Origin of the sequence: Streptomyces sp. OZ13 (assembly GCF_052068155.1) — a bacterium.
In the GTDB taxonomy this organism is placed as follows: Bacteria; Actinomycetota; Actinomycetes; order Streptomycetales; family Streptomycetaceae; genus Streptomyces.
The window spans coordinates 134,471-148,449 of the sequence record NZ_JBQHCZ010000013.1 but is presented as its reverse complement, the minus strand read 5'-3'; the positions used below and the strand labels follow the sequence as shown (position 1 = coordinate 148,449).

The window sequence follows — 13,979 nt, the reverse complement described above, 5'->3', positions numbered from 1 at the left end:
TGCGGAAGATCCGCGGTCCGGGAGATTCGCGCTCCGAGGCCGGGATGCGCGGCCCGGGTACGCAGCCGCGGTCCGGGAGCTCCGCAGTTCGCGACCGGCGTCCGCGGCGGGGCACGCCGCCTGAGTGCGCGGCGCCCGACGGCGCGCGCGGGCATGGCTCAGGAGCGGCGCCCGGGAAGCCTCTTCGGCTTGCCGCCGCGCTGTTCCTGCTCCAGCTGCTCCTGCTGTTCGGCCTTCACCTCGGCGGCGTAGCGGTCGACGTACTCCTGCCCGGAGAGCTCGAGGATCGCGTACATGATCTCGTCGGTGACCGCGCGGATCGCCGCCTTCTCGTTCTCCATGCCCGCGTACCGCGAGAAGTCCAGCGGCTCCCCGAACCGGACCGTGACCCGCTTGACCTTCGGGATCACCTGTCCGGGCGGCTGGATCTCGAACGTCCCCACCATCGCGCAGGGCACCACGGGCACCCCGGCCTTGAGCGCCATGACGGCGACACCGACCTTGCCCTTGTAGAGCCGGCCGTCGTGCGAGCGCGTGCCCTCGGGGTAGATGCCCAGCAACTCGCCCTTGTTCAGCACCCCGAGCCCTTCCCGGATGGCGGCCTGCCCGGCTTCCTTCCCGGACCGGTCGACCGGGATCTGCCCGGCGCTGCGGAAGAACGCGGCGGTCAGCCGGCCCTTGAGGCCGGGCCCCGTGAAGTACTCCGCCTTGGCGAGGAACGTGATGCGCCGCTTGATGATCGCAGGCATCAGAAAGTGGTCGGAGAACGACAGATGATTGCCCGCCACGATCGCCGCGCCTTCGGCGGGGATGTGCTCCAGTCCTTCGATCCGCGGCCGGAAGAGCAACCGCAGCAGCGGTCCGATGAGCACGTATTTCAGCACGTAATAGAACACGGCGTCTCTCCCAACTCTCCCCGGATCGGCCCTGAGGCCGTGTTCTGCCCGCGTACAGCCCGCACCCGCGGCCTCAGCAGCACTGTGGGCGAGGTCGACCCTGATCGGCTCTGATCGGACTCATGCTGACTCCTTGCTCCCTCACATCATGGGGCGTCAGATTGTTGGCGGCCGATGAAGGCTCCGCCTGCGTTCTCCGGCGATCGATCGTAGCCCGAGACCCCGCATCTCAGAACGGGCATGCGTCGCTTCCGGCCCGGCACGACGACGGGACGACCGTCCTGGCCCCGGCGGGGCCGGCGGACCGCCTCCGGTGCCTGGCACCGCCGGGCCGGGGTACCCGCCCCTTCCGGGCCGGGAGCAGCCGGGTGCGGGCCCGGTGGGCCGGTCCAGAAAGGAGCCGAGCGATGGCAACTCCTGGTGATCTCCCCGCACCCGAGCAGGGCCTTCTCCTCACGCACTTCCTGACCGTGCGCGACGTCGCGCTCTCGCGGCGTTTCTACGCCGAGATCTTCGGCGGCGACATCGTGCTGGAGGAGAACCCGGCGATCGTGAAGGTGGCCAACAGTTGGATCATCATGAACCCGGGAGGCGGCCCCACCCCCGACAAACCCGGCATCACGCTGGTGCCGCCGGAGGAGGACGGGACGGTGTCCGCGTTCCTGAACGTCCGCGTCGCGGACATCGCCTCCTTCTACGCCGACGCCCTAGCCAAGGGCGCCCGCTTCCTCACCCGCCCCCTCGACCGCAAGGCCGAACTGCGCTGCTACCTGCGTGACCCCGACGGTTACCTCATCGAGGTGGGGCAGGCGACGGGCATGCTGAAGGGTGTGTTCGCCGACCGGCCCGACGGGTCAGCGGGATCCCCACCCTGACGGCGTCACTCCTGAGGCGACGGCGCCGGATCGCGGCGCACCGGGTGCTTGCTCATGACGGAGACGCGATTGAACGCGTTCATGGTGATCGCCACCCAGATCACGGCGGAGATCTCGTCGTCCGACAGAGCGGCCCGCGCCTCGGCATACGCCGCGTCCTGCGCGCCGAGGTCCGCCGGACGGGTGGTGGCCTCCGCGAGGGCGAGCGCCGCCCGCTCCCGGCGGCTGAACAGCGCGGTGTCGCGCCACGCCGCGAGCACGCCCAGCCGCTGTGTGGTCTCGCCGGTGCGCAGGGCCTTCCTTGTGTGCAGGCTGAGGCAGTAGGCGCAGGCGTTGAGCTGGGAGACCCTGATATTGATCAGCTCGACGAGGATCCGGTCCAGCCCCGACCGGGCCGCGACGTTCTTGACCGCCTCGGCCGTGGCGGTCAGCGCGCGGTAGGCGTCCGGGCTCTGTCTGTCGATGAAGACCCGGCCGCCGGTCTCCGGTGCTGAGGTTTCTGCCACGTGCACTCCTTGGTCGCGCGATCTCTCGCTGCCCGTCCTATCATGAGGATGTTGAAAACGAAACTTTTTCTGAGGAGGGTTCGCGGTGAGCAATACGGAAGTGCATCCTGCCGAGTTGGCCTGCGGAGCTCGGGCGGATGGCGCGTCCCGACCTCCCGTCGAAGTCCTCACCGCGCGGAGCGTCCCCCTCGGCGGCCCGCGCGCGATGACGGTGCGGCGCACCCTGCCCCAGCGGGCCCGCACTCTCATCGGCGCGTGGTGCTTCGCCGACCACTACGGACCCGACGACGTCGCCGCGACCGGTGGCATGGACGTTCCTCCCCACCCGCACACCGGGCTCCAGACGGTGAGCTGGCTCTTCACCGGCGAGATCGAACACCGCGACAGCCTGGGCAGTCACGCCTTCGTGCGGCCGGGCGAGGTGAACCTCATGACAGGCGGATACGGGATCAGCCACTCGGAGGTGTCGACGCCCCGGACCACACGGCTGCACGGCGTCCAGTTGTGGGTGGCACTGCCCGAGCAGCACCGGAACGCCGAGCGGGACTTCCAGCACCACGTACCGGACCAGGTTCCGCTGGACGGCGGCGAGGCCCGCGTCTTCCTGGGTTCGCTCGCCGGTGTCACGTCCCCGGTGCGCACCTTCACGCCCCTGCTCGGGGCCGAGCTGTCCGTGGCTCCGGGCGCCACCGTGACCCTCGGCACCGATCCGGACTTCGAGCACGGCGTTCTCGTCGACACCGGCGACGTCCGCATGGAGGGGACGACTCTGCGGCCCACCGAGCTCGGCTACGCCGGCCCTGGCCGGAACACGCTCACCCTCACGAACGAGGCACCCGGGACAGCGCGGCTGGTGCTGCTGGGCGGGCCGCCGTTCCCCGAGGAGATCGTCATGTGGTGGAACTTCATCGGCCGCACCCACGACGACATCGTCCGGGCCCGCGAGGAGTGGCAGGCCGAGTCGGACCGCTTCGGCCGGGTCGAGGGCTACGACGGACACCGCCTCCCGGCACCCGCACTCCCCAACGCAATCATCTCCCCCCGGAAGAACCCCGCCCCGCCCGCAGAAGGAAAGACCATGACAGAGCAGACCGCCGCGCCCACCGTCCGCCACGTGCCGGCGGAGCACCGCTACGAGATCCAGGTCGACGGCGGGATCGCAGGGTTCACGGCCTACCGAGACCGCGGCGACCAGCGGGTCTTCTACCACACCAAGATCGACGAAGCGTTCTCCGGACAGGGCCTGGCCTCCCGGCTCGTGCACGACGCCCTGGACGACGTCCGCGCGGCGCACAAGCGCATCGTGCCGGTCTGTCCTTACGTCAAGAAGTACCTGGAGAAGCACGACGGGTTCGAGGACATCTCCGATCCCGTGACGCCCGAGATTCTCCAGTGGCTCGACGGCGAGCTCCACTGACACCACGTCCGCAGGCAGGGAGCCGGAGTCCGGCTCCCTGCCTGCGCTGAAGTCGCTTCCGGCGGCGCGTACTTGCGCCGATCGGGCACGTGGCGGCCCGGCGGCGCCGGAGGGCGCGCCGTTTCGACCCGTGAGAGGTGGGAACGCGTCGTACACGGCACGCAGGAGGTGATGGCCATGCCAGGACGCGAAGAGCTTCCGTCCACGCTGGAACGCTCTCCCAAGGACGCTCAGCGCACCTGGATCAAGGCACATGATTCGGCGGTCGAGCAGTACGGCGAAGGGGAGCGGGCGCACCGTGTCGCGTTCAGCGCCCTGAAGCACAAGTACGAGAAGGTCGCCGACCACTGGGAACGCAAGGAGAAGGGGCGCAAGGGCCCCTCCGACCCGCGGGCCGCCACGCCCAGGCAGCAGCCGGCCCCCAGCGCCGAAGGCGTCGACGAGCAGGCCACGAAGCAGCACCTTTACGACCTCGCCAAGCGGCTCGACATCGGCGGCCGCTCCCACATGACGAAGTCCGAACTGCTCGAGGCGGTCCAGAAGGCGAATCGTTCGAGCACGCGCCGCGCCCGCTCCGGCTGAGCGCCGAGCCCCGGCACGCGGCGACGCCACAGACCCGAGGGCAGGAACCCTCGTCACCGGACGAGGGTTCCTGCCCTCGGGTCTGTGGCGTTCCGGTCGGGTCGTCGCGTCTCAGCGGGGCTGTGCCGGGTTCTGCGGGGTGCCGTGCGACGGCGGGTTCACAGGCGGGCCCGCGGTCTGTGGGGAGACCGCCGAACCGCCGGCCGCCCCCGGTGCCTGCTCCGGTGCGAGGCCGCCCGGAGCGCCGCCCGACGGCGTGGCGCCGGCGTCCAGTTCCTGCAGCCGGACCTGCATCGCCCGCACGATGGGAAGCCGGTTCGCGTGGGCCTCCTCGTAGGCCAGCACCTGCTGGAGATCCTCCCGCGCCAGTGTGCGGATGCGCTGCTGAAGGGCCTCCGTCGGCAGGTGGTCGTAGTCGGGGAGGGGCAGCGCGTCGTGCCGGGGTGTCTGCGTGTCGGACTTCTTCTCGTCGGCCATCAGAGGCTCCTGCGGATCGTCTGGTTCTCGGTTCCGTGCGGGCGTTCCGGTGCCCGTTGCCGCCCGGGCCAGCCGTGACAGCCTGTGACGGCGCCGATGCCGGCGGCCCACGCCTCCGCGAGACCACGCGGGCCGGCCGAACCCGTCGCCGGGCTGCCCGGCCAGGACCGTGCGTGGTGGCGGGTTCCCGGATGTCCGCCACCCACACAGCCATGTCGCGCAGCCACAGCCGCCCTCCTGTACGCGGGCCGCGGCAGCCTGCCCCCGCCTTCAACGCCGAGGACCCGGTCGAGGCGGTCCGCGACCTCACCGGCGTCATCGGTGTGGAACGGGTGGTCGACGCCGTGGGCGTCGACGCCCAGCGTCCGCCCCACGGTGACACCTGGGTGGTGGTGGACGCGCCGTCACTCGCCGCCCGCCGGTCGGTACGGATGGTGGCCAAGGCCGGATCCATCGGCACCGCGGGCGTCTATCCGCCGCAGGTGGAGCACTATCCCTTCGGTGAGGCGTTCATGAAGAACTTGACGCTGAAGATGGGCAACTGCAACCACCGTCACCACGTGCCCCACCTCGTGTCCAAGGTGGCCTCCGGCCGGCTGGACCCCACGCCGCTGATCACCCACTGGGCGCAGACGCCGGACGCGATCGCGGCCCACGAGGCCTTCGACCGCCGTGAATCGGGCTGGACCAAGGTGGCACTCAGCACGGACGAAAGGGGTTCCGTGCCCCCGGGATGGGTGAGTCCGCAGGCACCGGTTCCGCCACCACGGCGGGCACGAACAAGGCAAACACGAACGAGTGAGCCACGTCTGCCGGCGGTCGCGGCGACGAACAGCAGCCGACGAACGGCGGACAGCAGCGCGCCGCATGGCCTGTCGGGCCGTACGGCGCGCTGCTCCAGCTGTGGCCACGACTGCGTCGGCAGCCACGTCTCACGTCGGCTTGAGCGGATCGTGGCCGATGTTCATCAGGCTGTGCCGCCAGTTGGCGTCACCCGCCTTCGGGTCCATCTCGGCATTGCGCTGCGACCGGACGACGTCACAGACCCGCTGCATGACGCGTGCGTCGTCCGCGGTGAGGTCGGTGCGGCGCTTGCCCAGGATCTCGAGGACCTTACGGCCCGTGGGCGGGCCGGCCTGATCGGGGAGTTCTTCGGTCTCCTCCGCCGCTGCGTCGACGCTCAGCCACTCCTGAAGTTCGCGGGAGGTCATGTTGACCACCGTGTGGAACTCGTCCCACAGTTCCGTACTGACCTGGTCGGACACTGCCATGACATCCTCCTCGGCTCTTCCTGATCGGCGGGTAGCCGATTTCGCGCGGTGACAAACGCGGGGTCGCCCCGTCCGGCCTTCCGGGCGGGCAGCCGCATGCGAGCAGGGCCGGCACGGGCGGTGCCGGCCGGCCCTGCTCCTTCCGCGGCGTGGTGAAAGGCCCGTGCGAGCAAGCCGTCACCGCTAGTGGCGTTCACCCTTCGGGCCCCGGCCCCGCTCGGTGCGCGGACCGCGGGACCGGTACTCCGGATCCTGCTGGAGAGTGGCGTTGGCGCCCTCGTTGGCCTCCTGGTCGGAGACGCCCTGACTCTCGGCGTCCTTCCTCAGACGGGCACGCCGCTCGTCGTAATTCTTGCTGCCTGGCTCGGGCATCGCAGTCACCTCCTCCCCGCCGAGTCCCCCTGATCAGTGGGTATGCGTCCCCGAGCGCAAACCGCGGACGGCAGCCGACCGTCGCCGCGGACCTGCCTGAGCCGTTGCGAACGCCTGTCCGCGGGACCTCCCCCGCCCCGCGGTACGGACGGCCGCACGCCGCGGGCGTCCGCGCGCCCGGCTCATAGAACTGAATGAGGGACACCCGTACACGCAAGCACCAACCCGAGTGGTGAGGACGACGCATCGCCTTGACGGTTGTGCATGTCGCCGCTGTGGACCGACGAGCCGACGGAATGTCAGCTGACGCAGCCGCGACGAAAGGACCTCGCAATGCGCTCTGCCCGCATTCTCATTGCCTCGGCCACAGCTACGGCCGCTCTCGCCATCGCCGGGCCCGGGGCCTACGCCCTGGCCGTCGCCGACTCGGACAAGGACGACTCGTCCTACAGCAGCGAGCACAACTGGAAGTCCGACAAGGACGAGGACAAGGACAAGTCCGAGGACAAGGACTACGACAAGGGCGACAAGGACTACGACAAGGACGACAAGGACGACAAGGACGACAAGGACTACGACAAGGACTACGACAAGGACGACAAGGACGACAAGGACGACAAGGACGACGACAAGGACGACAAGGACTACGACAACGGCGACAAGCCGCACGGTGGCGTGCACACCGGCGGCGGTGCCCTCGCCTCGGTCGGCAGCGACGAGTGGGACAAGGACGAGTACAAGTCCGAGGACAAGGACGAGGACAAGTACAAGTCCGAGGACAAGGACGAGGACGAGCACAAGGACAAGGACCACGACAAGGGCGACAAGGACGAGTACAAGGACAAGGACCACGACAAGGGCGACAAGGACGAGCACAAGGACAAGGACAAGGACAAGGGCGACAAGGACTACGACAAGGGCGACAAGCCGCGCGGTGGCATGCACACCGGCGGCGGCGCCCTCGCCTCTGTCGGGAACGACCACTGGGACGAGGACAAGGACGAGGACAAGTACAAGTCCGAGGACAAGGACGACAAGGACTACGACAAGGGCGACAAGGACGACAAGGACGACAAGGACAAGGACGACAAGGACAAGGACGACAAGGACTACGACAAGGACGACAAGGACAAGGACGACAAGGACTACGACAAGGGTGACAAGCCGCACGGTGGTGTGCACACCGGCGGTGGCGCCCTCGCCACTCTGACCAACGACGAGTGGGACAAGGACAAGGACGAGGACAAGTACAAGTCCGAGGACAAGGACGAGGACAAGTACAAGTCCGAGGACAAGGACGAGGACAAGGGCGACAAGGACTACGACAAGGGCGACAAGGACGACAAGGACTACGACAAGGGCGACAAGGGCGACAAGGACGACAAGGACGACCACGAGAAGTCCGACAGCTGGAAGGGCGAGAAGCCCAATGGCGGCATGCACACCGGCGGCGGTGGCCTGGCCTCCTCCGGCAGCGGCATGGCGGCGGGCAGCCTGCTTCTGCTGGGCGGCCTCGGCGCCGGTGCCTACATGCTGCGGCGCCGCAAGGCCGGTGCCCCCTCGGCCTGATCGGATCCGCTCGCGGTGACATGTGCGGCCGCTGCCCCCGCCGGGGCAGCGGCCGCCTTTTCGACAGCAAGGTGGAGCCGTGCCCGTGCCCGTCCCCGTCATCATCGACTGCGATCCCGGACATGACGACGCCCTGGCCCTCATGCTGGCCGCCGGGGACCCGGCGGTCGAACTGCTGGCGATCACCACGGTCGCCGGGAACCAGACCCTGGACAAGACGACCCTCAACGCCCGCCGGGTCTGCACCGTCGCAGGGATCACCGGTGTCCCCGTCGCGGCCGGCTGCGCGCGTCCGCTCGTCCAGCCGCTCAGGGTCGGGGGAGACGTCCACGGCGAGTCGGGGCTGGACGGGCCGCGGTTCCCGGAACCCACTGTGGAGGCGGTGCCGGAACACGCGGTCGACCTCATGCACAGGGTCCTCTCCGCGCATCCCGAGCCGGTCACCCTCGTCCCGACCGGTCCGCTGACCAACGTGGCGCTCTTGCTGACCCGTCATCCGGACAGTGCCCGGCACATCCGCGAGATCGTGCTGATGGGCGGCTCCATCGGGCTGGGGAACACCACGCCGGCGGCCGAGTTCAACATTCTTGTCGACCCCGAAGCAGCCGACATCGTCTTCGGCAGCGGTCTTCCGGTCACCATGTGCGGTCTCGATGTCACGCACCAGGCGCTCGCCACGGCGGAGGTGCTGGCCCGGCTGGAGCGTCTCGACACCCCACTGGCCCGCCTCTGCGTGGAGTTGATGACGTTCTTCGGCTCGGCCTACCGCCGGCTGTGGGGGTTCGCCGCGCCTCCGTTGCACGACCCGGTCGCCGTGGCCCGCGTCATCGACCCGGACATCGTGCGGTGCGTCGAGGCGAACGTGGCCGTCGAGCTGCACGGGCGGTACACGCGTGGGGCGACCGTCGTGGACCTGCACAAATACCTCGACCGGCCCGTCAACGCACTCGTCGCGGTCGACCTGGACGCGGAGAAGTTCTGGGACCGGGTGATCGCGGCGGTCGAGACACTCGGCCGGCGCGCCCCGTGACCGCCCACGCCGGCCGAAGTCCTGACGATCGGTCAGCCTCCGCCGCAGCGCCGCCCGTCGTGCCCAGGGGTGAATATTCCGCCCGGGTCACTCTTCGGGGCCACAGCATCGCCCGGATGCCGCTGCTCCGGGTGGTGAGGCGCCGCGAACGGGCCGACCGTAATCACGTCGCCACTACTCCTCCCGGTGAAAGGTGTGCCCTCATGGCCCTGCAACAGCAAGCGAAGGAGCCGGCCGAGAAGCGCTCTCGCGGGCGTTCCCTGCTCTGGCCCCTGGCCGCTGCCCTGCTCGGCATCGTGTTGATCTACAACTCCGTCGGCACGACGGAGGACGCCAATTCCGCCGCGACGCCGCTGATCTCCGTGTCCGCCGCCCCCGGTGCGAAGCCCAGCGCCTCTCCCAGTGCGGTCCCCAGCGCCTCGGCCAGTACCCGGCCGGGGCTACCACGTGCCGAACCGACGCGCTTGAAGATCCTTCCGATCGCTGTGGACGCGCCGTTCATGCCCCTGTCCATCGGTTCGTCCGGTCAGCTCGACGCGCCGCCGCCGGACGACAGCAACCTCGTCGGCTGGTTCCGTGAGGGGGTGACGCCGGGGGAGGCCGGTACGGCGATCGTCGCCGGGCACCTCGACACGAAGACCGGGCCCGGGGTGTTCATGAGTCTCAGTGAGCTAAAGCCGGGGAGCCTGGTGGACGTGGTGCGCAAGGACGGTACGACCGTCACCTTCTCGGTCGACGAGATCGAGAGCTTCAGCAAATCGGACTTCCCCAACGACCGGGTCTACGCGGACACCCCCGACCCGCAACTGCGGCTGATCACATGTGGGGGTGAGTACGACAAGAAGGCGAAGGACTACAAGGAGAACGTGGTCGTCTTCGCCCACATGGTCTCCTCCCGGAAGGCTTGACGGCGCACGTCGGCGCGGCTCCCGTCCCCGGGGCGACGGTGTCAGGCAGGAGCGCACGGGTACCCGCGCCGCTGTGCGGGGCCGGCCCGCGCAGAGGAGGAGGCGACGATGGCAGGCGACATGTGGGGCTACCCCGAGACCGCGCAGTACGTGCCCGGGGCGCAGCTCGTCGGATACTCGGTCGAGGCGTCCGACGGGTCGATCGGCAAGGTCGACAAGCACACCGAGGAAGTGGGCCGCTCCTACCTTGTCGTCGACACCGGGCCGTGGATCCTCGGCAGGCGGGTCCTGGTGCCCGCCGGGCTGGTCTCGCAGATCGACACCGGGAACGAGACCGTACGGCTGGGGTGCACCAGGGCCGAGGTCAAGGATTCGCCCGACTTCGAGAGCGGCAAGCACGAGAACGACGCCGACTACATCGAGCTGATCGAGCGCCATTACGCCAACCGTCACATGTGACCGGCCCGGCCGGGGCGGCCGACGGCCCGCAGGAAGGCGAGGGTCAGCGCCCGCGGGGCCCGTCGGTCACTGCGGGCCTTCCTCGTCCGGGTCGTCGAACTGCGCGCCGGGCTCCCGGCGCAGCTCCGCCTCACTGCGCGACCGCAGGCGCTCGGCGCGGTAGCGGAGCCGTTCCGACTGCTCGGGGTCGTCGGTGCGGCCGGCCTGCTCGAACAGCCGCTCGGCCGTGTCCCTGTCGTGCTCGGCGTGTACGCGATGGCTGTCCTGCTCGGCCATGACATCCTCCTGCGGTCCGGGGCCCCGTCGTCCGCCGCGGTACGGCGCGGTACCTGGCAAAGGGCCGAATGCCCTCGTCGAATCCGGACAAACAAGGATCATCCGGTGATGGTGGATACCGCCCATCATGATGACCCGGAAGCGGACCGGTGCCGTGGCGCGTCCGGCCGACGGCGGCACAGAAGTACGACGAAGCGCTCACCGGGTGCGGCGGCGCCGTACGGAGCAACCCGGAGCACCCGTACGCGCCAGGGCGCGGCGTGGCGCGTTGCCACCGGCCGTGTCCGCGGAGTGCTCTATGGCTCGCCCAGACAGCGCCGGCCCAGAGCCGGCTTCCCCGCCAGGAGCACCGGATGCACCGCAGCGCCGTTCTTGCCGCAGCCGCCCTACTCACCACCGCCGCGGCCGTTCCCGCCGCGGCGTCGTCCGCTTCCCCCGTGCCCGACCGGCCCGGCACGGTCGCCGTCGCGGAGCTGCCCGAAATGGTCCCGGACGCGGCCCCGGCCGCCAAGCCGTCGCGCGGGCTGTTCCTGACCCTGTCGGGATCGGAGAACACCTGGATCCGCGGCGTGCTGCTGCACTGCAGCCCCGTGCCCGCGGGACCCCACCCGGAGGCGGCGGCCGCGTGCGCCGCACTGGACGCCGCACGCGGTGACCTGGACCGGCTGTCGGGGGAGCGGCACCCGTGCACCAAGCAGTACGACCCCGTGACGGTCAGTGCCACCGGCGCCTGGCGCGGCAGACCGACCGCCTGGCACAAGACCTTCGCCAACGCCTGCGAACTCGCGGTGGCGACCGGGGCCGTCTTCCGCTTCTGACCGGGCCCGCGACAGCCGGGCGGGCGTGAGCGGCTCAGGTGCCCTTCGAGGCCACCACTCCGATGGTCACCGTCCCGAGCACCACCCAGGCGAACCAGAGCCAGCCGTTGCTGCCGAGAGCCGCCGTGTACGCCGTCACGACCACCAGGGCCCCGACGGTCAGCACTCCCATCGCTTTCGTCGAACCGGACATATGTGCCCTCCTTCGACGGCGGGGGCCGTCGAGGACAATCGTCGCCCCTGAGGAGGGCCCGGCGCTACCGGCCGGTGACGACTCGCACGCCTCAGTTGCCGCGTGCCTGGAGGGAGGCGAGATAGGCGTTGTACGCCGCGAGCTCCTGGTCCCCGTCGCGGTCCGCCGCCCGGTCCCTGCGCTTGGCCAGCCGCTGGTCGGAGCGGTACCACTGGAAGACCAGCGCGAGCAGCACCACCACGGACGGGATCTCGCTGAACGCCCAGGCGATCCCGCCCGCGGCGTTCTGGTCGGAGAGCGCGTCGATGCCGAGGGAGGCCGGCGGATTGCGGTACGCCCCGATCATCGGCTCCGTCGCCATCATCAGCGCGATGCCGAAGAAGGCGTGGAAGGGCATACCGGCGAAGAGCTCCAGCATCCGCATCACATAACCGGGCCGGTGCGGTCCCGGGTCCACGCCCATGATCGGCCAGAAGAACACCAGGCCGACCGCGAGGAAGTGGACCATCATCGCGATGTGCCCGGTCTTCGACCCCATCAGGAAGTCGAACAGCGGAGTGAAGTACAGCCCGTACAGGCTGGCGATGAAGAGCGGGATCGTGAAGACCGGATGCGTGACGATCCGCATGTAGCGGCTGTGCAGCAGCATCAGCAGCACCTCGCGCGGCCCCTTGCGGCCGCGGCCGGCGACGGGCAGCGCCCGCAGCGCCAGCGTGATCGGCGCGCCCAGCAGCAGGACGATCGGCGACAGCATGCTGATCACCATGTGCTGCACCATGTGCACGCTGAACATGACCATGCCGTAGTCGTTCAGCTTGGTGCACATCATCAGCGCGATGCTCAGCACACCGACGGTGAACCAGACCGTCCGGCTCACGGGCCAGCTGTCGCCCCGCTGCCGCAGCCGTGCGACACCCCAGCCGTACAGGCCGAGCGCGAGGAGGCAGCCGACGAGGAAGAACACGTCCGGTGAGAACTCGAGGCCCCGCCCCAGCGTGAACGGCGGCAGATCCATCGTCGTGCCGTGCCCGCTGTGATCCATCTGTGCACTCCCGGAGGGCTTCCTGATCCGTACCGGTGATTCGTACGGGATGTCCGCTTGCTCGCACCAGAGTAGAACCGCCCCCGGTCGCGGCTGCGACCGGGGGCGGTTCGTGGGGACTCCAATGCGGTTCCCAGGAGGGTCAGAGGACCGTCTCGGCCTCTTCGTACCGCTCCACGGGCACCGTCTTCAGGGTCTCGGTGGCCTCCGCGAGGGGCACCATCGTGATGTCCGTGCCGCGCAGCGCCGTCATCATGCCGAACTCGCCGCGGTGCGCCGCCTCCACGGCGTGCCAGCCGAACCGGGTCGCGAGGACACGGTCGTAGGCGGTGGGGGTGCCGCCGCGCTGGACGTGGCCGAGGATCACCGGGCGCGCCTCCTTGCCGAGCCGCTCCTCCAGTTCGACGGAGAGCTGACGGGCCACGCCCGCGAACCGCTGGTGGCCGTAGATGTCCTTGCCGCCCTCGTCCCACTGCATCGAGCCCTCGCGGGGCTTCGCGCCCTCCGCGACCACCACGATGGCGAACCGCTTGCCCGCCTCGAAGCGAGCACCGACCCGCTTGGTCAGCTCCTCGATGTCGAAGGGCCGCTCCGGCACCACGATCGCGTGCGCGCCGGCCGCCATGCCGGAGTGCAGCGCGATCCAGCCGGTGTGCCGGCCCATGACCTCGACGATCAGGACCCGCTGGTGCGACTCCGCGGTGGTCTTCAGACGGTCGAGCGCCTCCGTGGCCACGCCGACGGCCGTGTCGAAGCCGAAGGTGACATCGGTGGAGGAGATGTCGTTGTCGATCGTCTTGGGCACGCCCACGATCGGCAGACCGCTCTCGGACAGCAGACGGGCCGCCTTGAGGGTGCCCTCACCGCCGATCGGGATGATCGCGTCGAGACCGAGATCGGCCACATGCCCCTTGGCCCGCTCCACGCCGTCACGCAGATGCGCGGGCTGGACCCGGGAGGAGCCGAGGATCGTGCCGCCACGGGCCAGGATGCCGCCCACCGCGTCCAGGTCGAGCTTGCGGTAGTCGCACTCCAGGAGGCCCTTCCAGCCGTCGTGGAAGCCGATGACCTCGTCACCGTGGTCGACTACGGCGCGGTGCACGACGGAACGGATGACGGCGTTCAGACCGGGGCAGTCGCCGCCGGAAGTGAGCACACCAATGCGCATTGCCCGAAAACCTTTACAACGTGGGCGGACTCCCGGACCACGTCGTCCGGTTGGTTCCGTGCCACCCTACCGGCGCGGGGCGGGGGTTCTGAAACGGGCGTCCGCCTGGTGGGACCGCGC

The 13,979-nt window shown here is 69.8% G+C and carries 17 protein-coding genes and 1 pseudogene; 9 read left to right on the top strand and 9 right to left on the bottom strand.

Annotation, left to right across the window (positions count from 1 at the left end; translation table 11 throughout):
- Positions 1 to 158: 158 nt before the first annotated feature.
- Positions 159 to 896, bottom strand: a complete 738-nt coding sequence (locus tag ACTMTU_RS26250; RefSeq protein ID WP_441265910.1) for a lysophospholipid acyltransferase family protein — start codon at positions 894 to 896, stop codon at positions 159 to 161.
- Positions 897 to 1,303: 407 nt separating this feature from the next.
- On the opposite strand from ACTMTU_RS26250, the gene ACTMTU_RS26245 reads away from it, so the two are divergent.
- On the top strand, positions 1,304 to 1,771 hold the full coding sequence (locus tag ACTMTU_RS26245; protein ID WP_441265909.1) for a VOC family protein: 468 nt from the start codon (positions 1,304 to 1,306) through the stop codon (positions 1,769 to 1,771).
- 5 nt (positions 1,772 to 1,776) lie between these two features.
- Here ACTMTU_RS26245 and ACTMTU_RS26240 read toward each other — a convergent pair whose 3' ends face one another.
- Positions 1,777 to 2,283: a carboxymuconolactone decarboxylase family protein gene (locus ACTMTU_RS26240; RefSeq protein ID WP_441265908.1), complete on the bottom strand. Its 507-nt coding sequence runs from the start codon at positions 2,281 to 2,283 to the stop codon at positions 1,777 to 1,779.
- Positions 2,284 to 2,362: 79 nt separating this feature from the next.
- Between ACTMTU_RS26240 and ACTMTU_RS26235 the strand changes: the two are divergent.
- The 3 genes and pseudogenes from ACTMTU_RS26235 to ACTMTU_RS26225 form a co-directional block, all read left to right on the top strand.
- Positions 2,363 to 3,331 (top strand): annotated as a pseudogene (locus ACTMTU_RS26235) (pirin family protein); the annotation flags it as partial.
- A 24-nt stretch (positions 3,332 to 3,355) separates the two neighbouring features.
- Positions 3,356 to 3,694: a GNAT family N-acetyltransferase gene (locus tag ACTMTU_RS26230; RefSeq protein ID WP_441265999.1), complete on the top strand. Its 339-nt coding sequence runs from the start codon at positions 3,356 to 3,358 to the stop codon at positions 3,692 to 3,694.
- A gap of 177 nt (positions 3,695 to 3,871) precedes the next feature.
- Positions 3,872 to 4,276, top strand: coding sequence for a ChaB family protein (locus ACTMTU_RS26225; RefSeq protein WP_441265907.1), 405 nt, complete (start codon positions 3,872 to 3,874; stop codon positions 4,274 to 4,276).
- Positions 4,277 to 4,387: 111 nt separating this feature from the next.
- Here the strand turns inward: ACTMTU_RS26225 and ACTMTU_RS26220 are convergent, their stop codons facing one another.
- The 3 genes from ACTMTU_RS26220 to ACTMTU_RS26210 form a co-directional block, all read right to left on the bottom strand.
- Positions 4,388 to 4,753 carry a hypothetical protein gene (locus ACTMTU_RS26220; RefSeq protein ID WP_441265906.1) on the bottom strand — a complete coding sequence of 122 codons (366 nt, stop codon included), beginning with the start codon at positions 4,751 to 4,753 and terminating at the stop codon, positions 4,388 to 4,390.
- 932 nt (positions 4,754 to 5,685) lie between these two features.
- The gene (locus tag ACTMTU_RS26215) at positions 5,686 to 6,024 is read right to left on the bottom strand and encodes a DUF3140 domain-containing protein (protein WP_441265905.1); all 339 of its coding nucleotides are present in this window, start codon (positions 6,022 to 6,024) and stop codon (positions 5,686 to 5,688) included.
- 183 nt (positions 6,025 to 6,207) lie between these two features.
- Positions 6,208 to 6,396 (bottom strand): hypothetical protein, encoded by a 189-nt coding sequence (locus tag ACTMTU_RS26210; RefSeq protein ID WP_441265904.1) that lies wholly within the window; start codon positions 6,394 to 6,396, stop codon positions 6,208 to 6,210.
- A gap of 333 nt (positions 6,397 to 6,729) precedes the next feature.
- Between ACTMTU_RS26210 and ACTMTU_RS26205 the strand changes: the two genes are divergently transcribed.
- The 4 genes from ACTMTU_RS26205 to ACTMTU_RS26190 all read left to right on the top strand — a co-directional run bounded on the left by ACTMTU_RS26205 (position 6,730) and on the right by ACTMTU_RS26190 (position 10,362).
- Entirely contained in the window at positions 6,730 to 7,965 is a 1,236-nt protein-coding gene (locus tag ACTMTU_RS26205) for a DNA primase (RefSeq protein WP_441265903.1), read from the top strand.
- Positions 7,966 to 8,050: 85 nt separating this feature from the next.
- Positions 8,051 to 8,995, top strand: a complete 945-nt coding sequence (locus ACTMTU_RS26200) for a nucleoside hydrolase (RefSeq protein ID WP_441265998.1) — start codon at positions 8,051 to 8,053, stop codon at positions 8,993 to 8,995.
- Between the two features lie 203 nt (positions 8,996 to 9,198).
- Positions 9,199 to 9,903 carry a class F sortase gene (locus ACTMTU_RS26195; protein WP_441265902.1) on the top strand — a complete coding sequence of 235 codons (705 nt, stop codon included), beginning with the start codon at positions 9,199 to 9,201 and terminating at the stop codon, positions 9,901 to 9,903.
- A gap of 108 nt (positions 9,904 to 10,011) precedes the next feature.
- A complete protein-coding gene (locus tag ACTMTU_RS26190) occupies positions 10,012 to 10,362 on the top strand; it encodes a PRC-barrel domain containing protein (RefSeq protein WP_441265901.1) in 351 nt (116 codons plus the stop codon).
- A gap of 66 nt (positions 10,363 to 10,428) precedes the next feature.
- Here ACTMTU_RS26190 and ACTMTU_RS26185 read toward each other — a convergent pair whose 3' ends face one another.
- Positions 10,429 to 10,638, bottom strand: a complete 210-nt coding sequence (locus ACTMTU_RS26185; RefSeq protein ID WP_441265900.1) for a DUF6381 family protein — start codon at positions 10,636 to 10,638, stop codon at positions 10,429 to 10,431.
- Positions 10,639 to 10,991: 353 nt separating this feature from the next.
- On the opposite strand from ACTMTU_RS26185, the gene ACTMTU_RS26180 reads away from it, so the two are divergent.
- Positions 10,992 to 11,456 (top strand): SSI family serine proteinase inhibitor, encoded by a 465-nt coding sequence (locus tag ACTMTU_RS26180; protein ID WP_441265899.1) that lies wholly within the window; start codon positions 10,992 to 10,994, stop codon positions 11,454 to 11,456.
- 34 nt (positions 11,457 to 11,490) lie between these two features.
- Here ACTMTU_RS26180 and ACTMTU_RS26175 read toward each other — a convergent pair whose 3' ends face one another.
- The 3 genes from ACTMTU_RS26175 to ACTMTU_RS26165 form a co-directional block, all read right to left on the bottom strand.
- A complete protein-coding gene (locus tag ACTMTU_RS26175; protein ID WP_189469930.1) occupies positions 11,491 to 11,649 on the bottom strand; it encodes a hypothetical protein in 159 nt (52 codons plus the stop codon).
- A gap of 91 nt (positions 11,650 to 11,740) precedes the next feature.
- Positions 11,741 to 12,691, bottom strand: coding sequence for a cytochrome c oxidase assembly protein (locus ACTMTU_RS26170; RefSeq protein WP_441265898.1), 951 nt, complete (start codon positions 12,689 to 12,691; stop codon positions 11,741 to 11,743).
- Positions 12,692 to 12,833: 142 nt separating this feature from the next.
- Complete coding sequence (locus ACTMTU_RS26165) at positions 12,834 to 13,859, bottom strand: 6-phosphofructokinase (RefSeq protein ID WP_441265897.1); 1,026 nt, start codon at positions 13,857 to 13,859, stop codon at positions 12,834 to 12,836.
- Positions 13,860 to 13,979: the final 120 nt, after the last annotated feature.

Coding starts and splice junctions, on each gene's coding strand:
- ACTMTU_RS26245 (WP_441265909.1), top strand. CDS start 1,304: ATGGCAACTCCTGGTGATCTCCCCGCACCCGAGCAGGGCCTTCTCCTC.
- ACTMTU_RS26230 (WP_441265999.1), top strand. CDS start 3,356: ATGACAGAGCAGACCGCCGCGCCCACCGTCCGCCACGTGCCGGCGGAG.
- ACTMTU_RS26225 (WP_441265907.1), top strand. CDS start 3,872: ATGCCAGGACGCGAAGAGCTTCCGTCCACGCTGGAACGCTCTCCCAAG.
- ACTMTU_RS26220 (WP_441265906.1), bottom strand. CDS start 4,753: ATGGCCGACGAGAAGAAGTCCGACACGCAGACACCCCGGCACGACGCG.
- ACTMTU_RS26215 (WP_441265905.1), bottom strand. CDS start 6,024: ATGGCAGTGTCCGACCAGGTCAGTACGGAACTGTGGGACGAGTTCCAC.
- ACTMTU_RS26210 (WP_441265904.1), bottom strand. CDS start 6,396: ATGCCCGAGCCAGGCAGCAAGAATTACGACGAGCGGCGTGCCCGTCTG.
- ACTMTU_RS26205 (WP_441265903.1), top strand. CDS start 6,730: ATGCGCTCTGCCCGCATTCTCATTGCCTCGGCCACAGCTACGGCCGCT.
- ACTMTU_RS26195 (WP_441265902.1), top strand. CDS start 9,199: ATGGCCCTGCAACAGCAAGCGAAGGAGCCGGCCGAGAAGCGCTCTCGC.
- ACTMTU_RS26190 (WP_441265901.1), top strand. CDS start 10,012: ATGGCAGGCGACATGTGGGGCTACCCCGAGACCGCGCAGTACGTGCCC.
- ACTMTU_RS26185 (WP_441265900.1), bottom strand. CDS start 10,638: ATGGCCGAGCAGGACAGCCATCGCGTACACGCCGAGCACGACAGGGAC.
- ACTMTU_RS26180 (WP_441265899.1), top strand. CDS start 10,992: ATGCACCGCAGCGCCGTTCTTGCCGCAGCCGCCCTACTCACCACCGCC.
- ACTMTU_RS26175 (WP_189469930.1), bottom strand. CDS start 11,649: ATGTCCGGTTCGACGAAAGCGATGGGAGTGCTGACCGTCGGGGCCCTG.
- ACTMTU_RS26170 (WP_441265898.1), bottom strand. CDS start 12,691: ATGGATCACAGCGGGCACGGCACGACGATGGATCTGCCGCCGTTCACG.
- ACTMTU_RS26165 (WP_441265897.1), bottom strand. CDS start 13,859: ATGCGCATTGGTGTGCTCACTTCCGGCGGCGACTGCCCCGGTCTGAAC.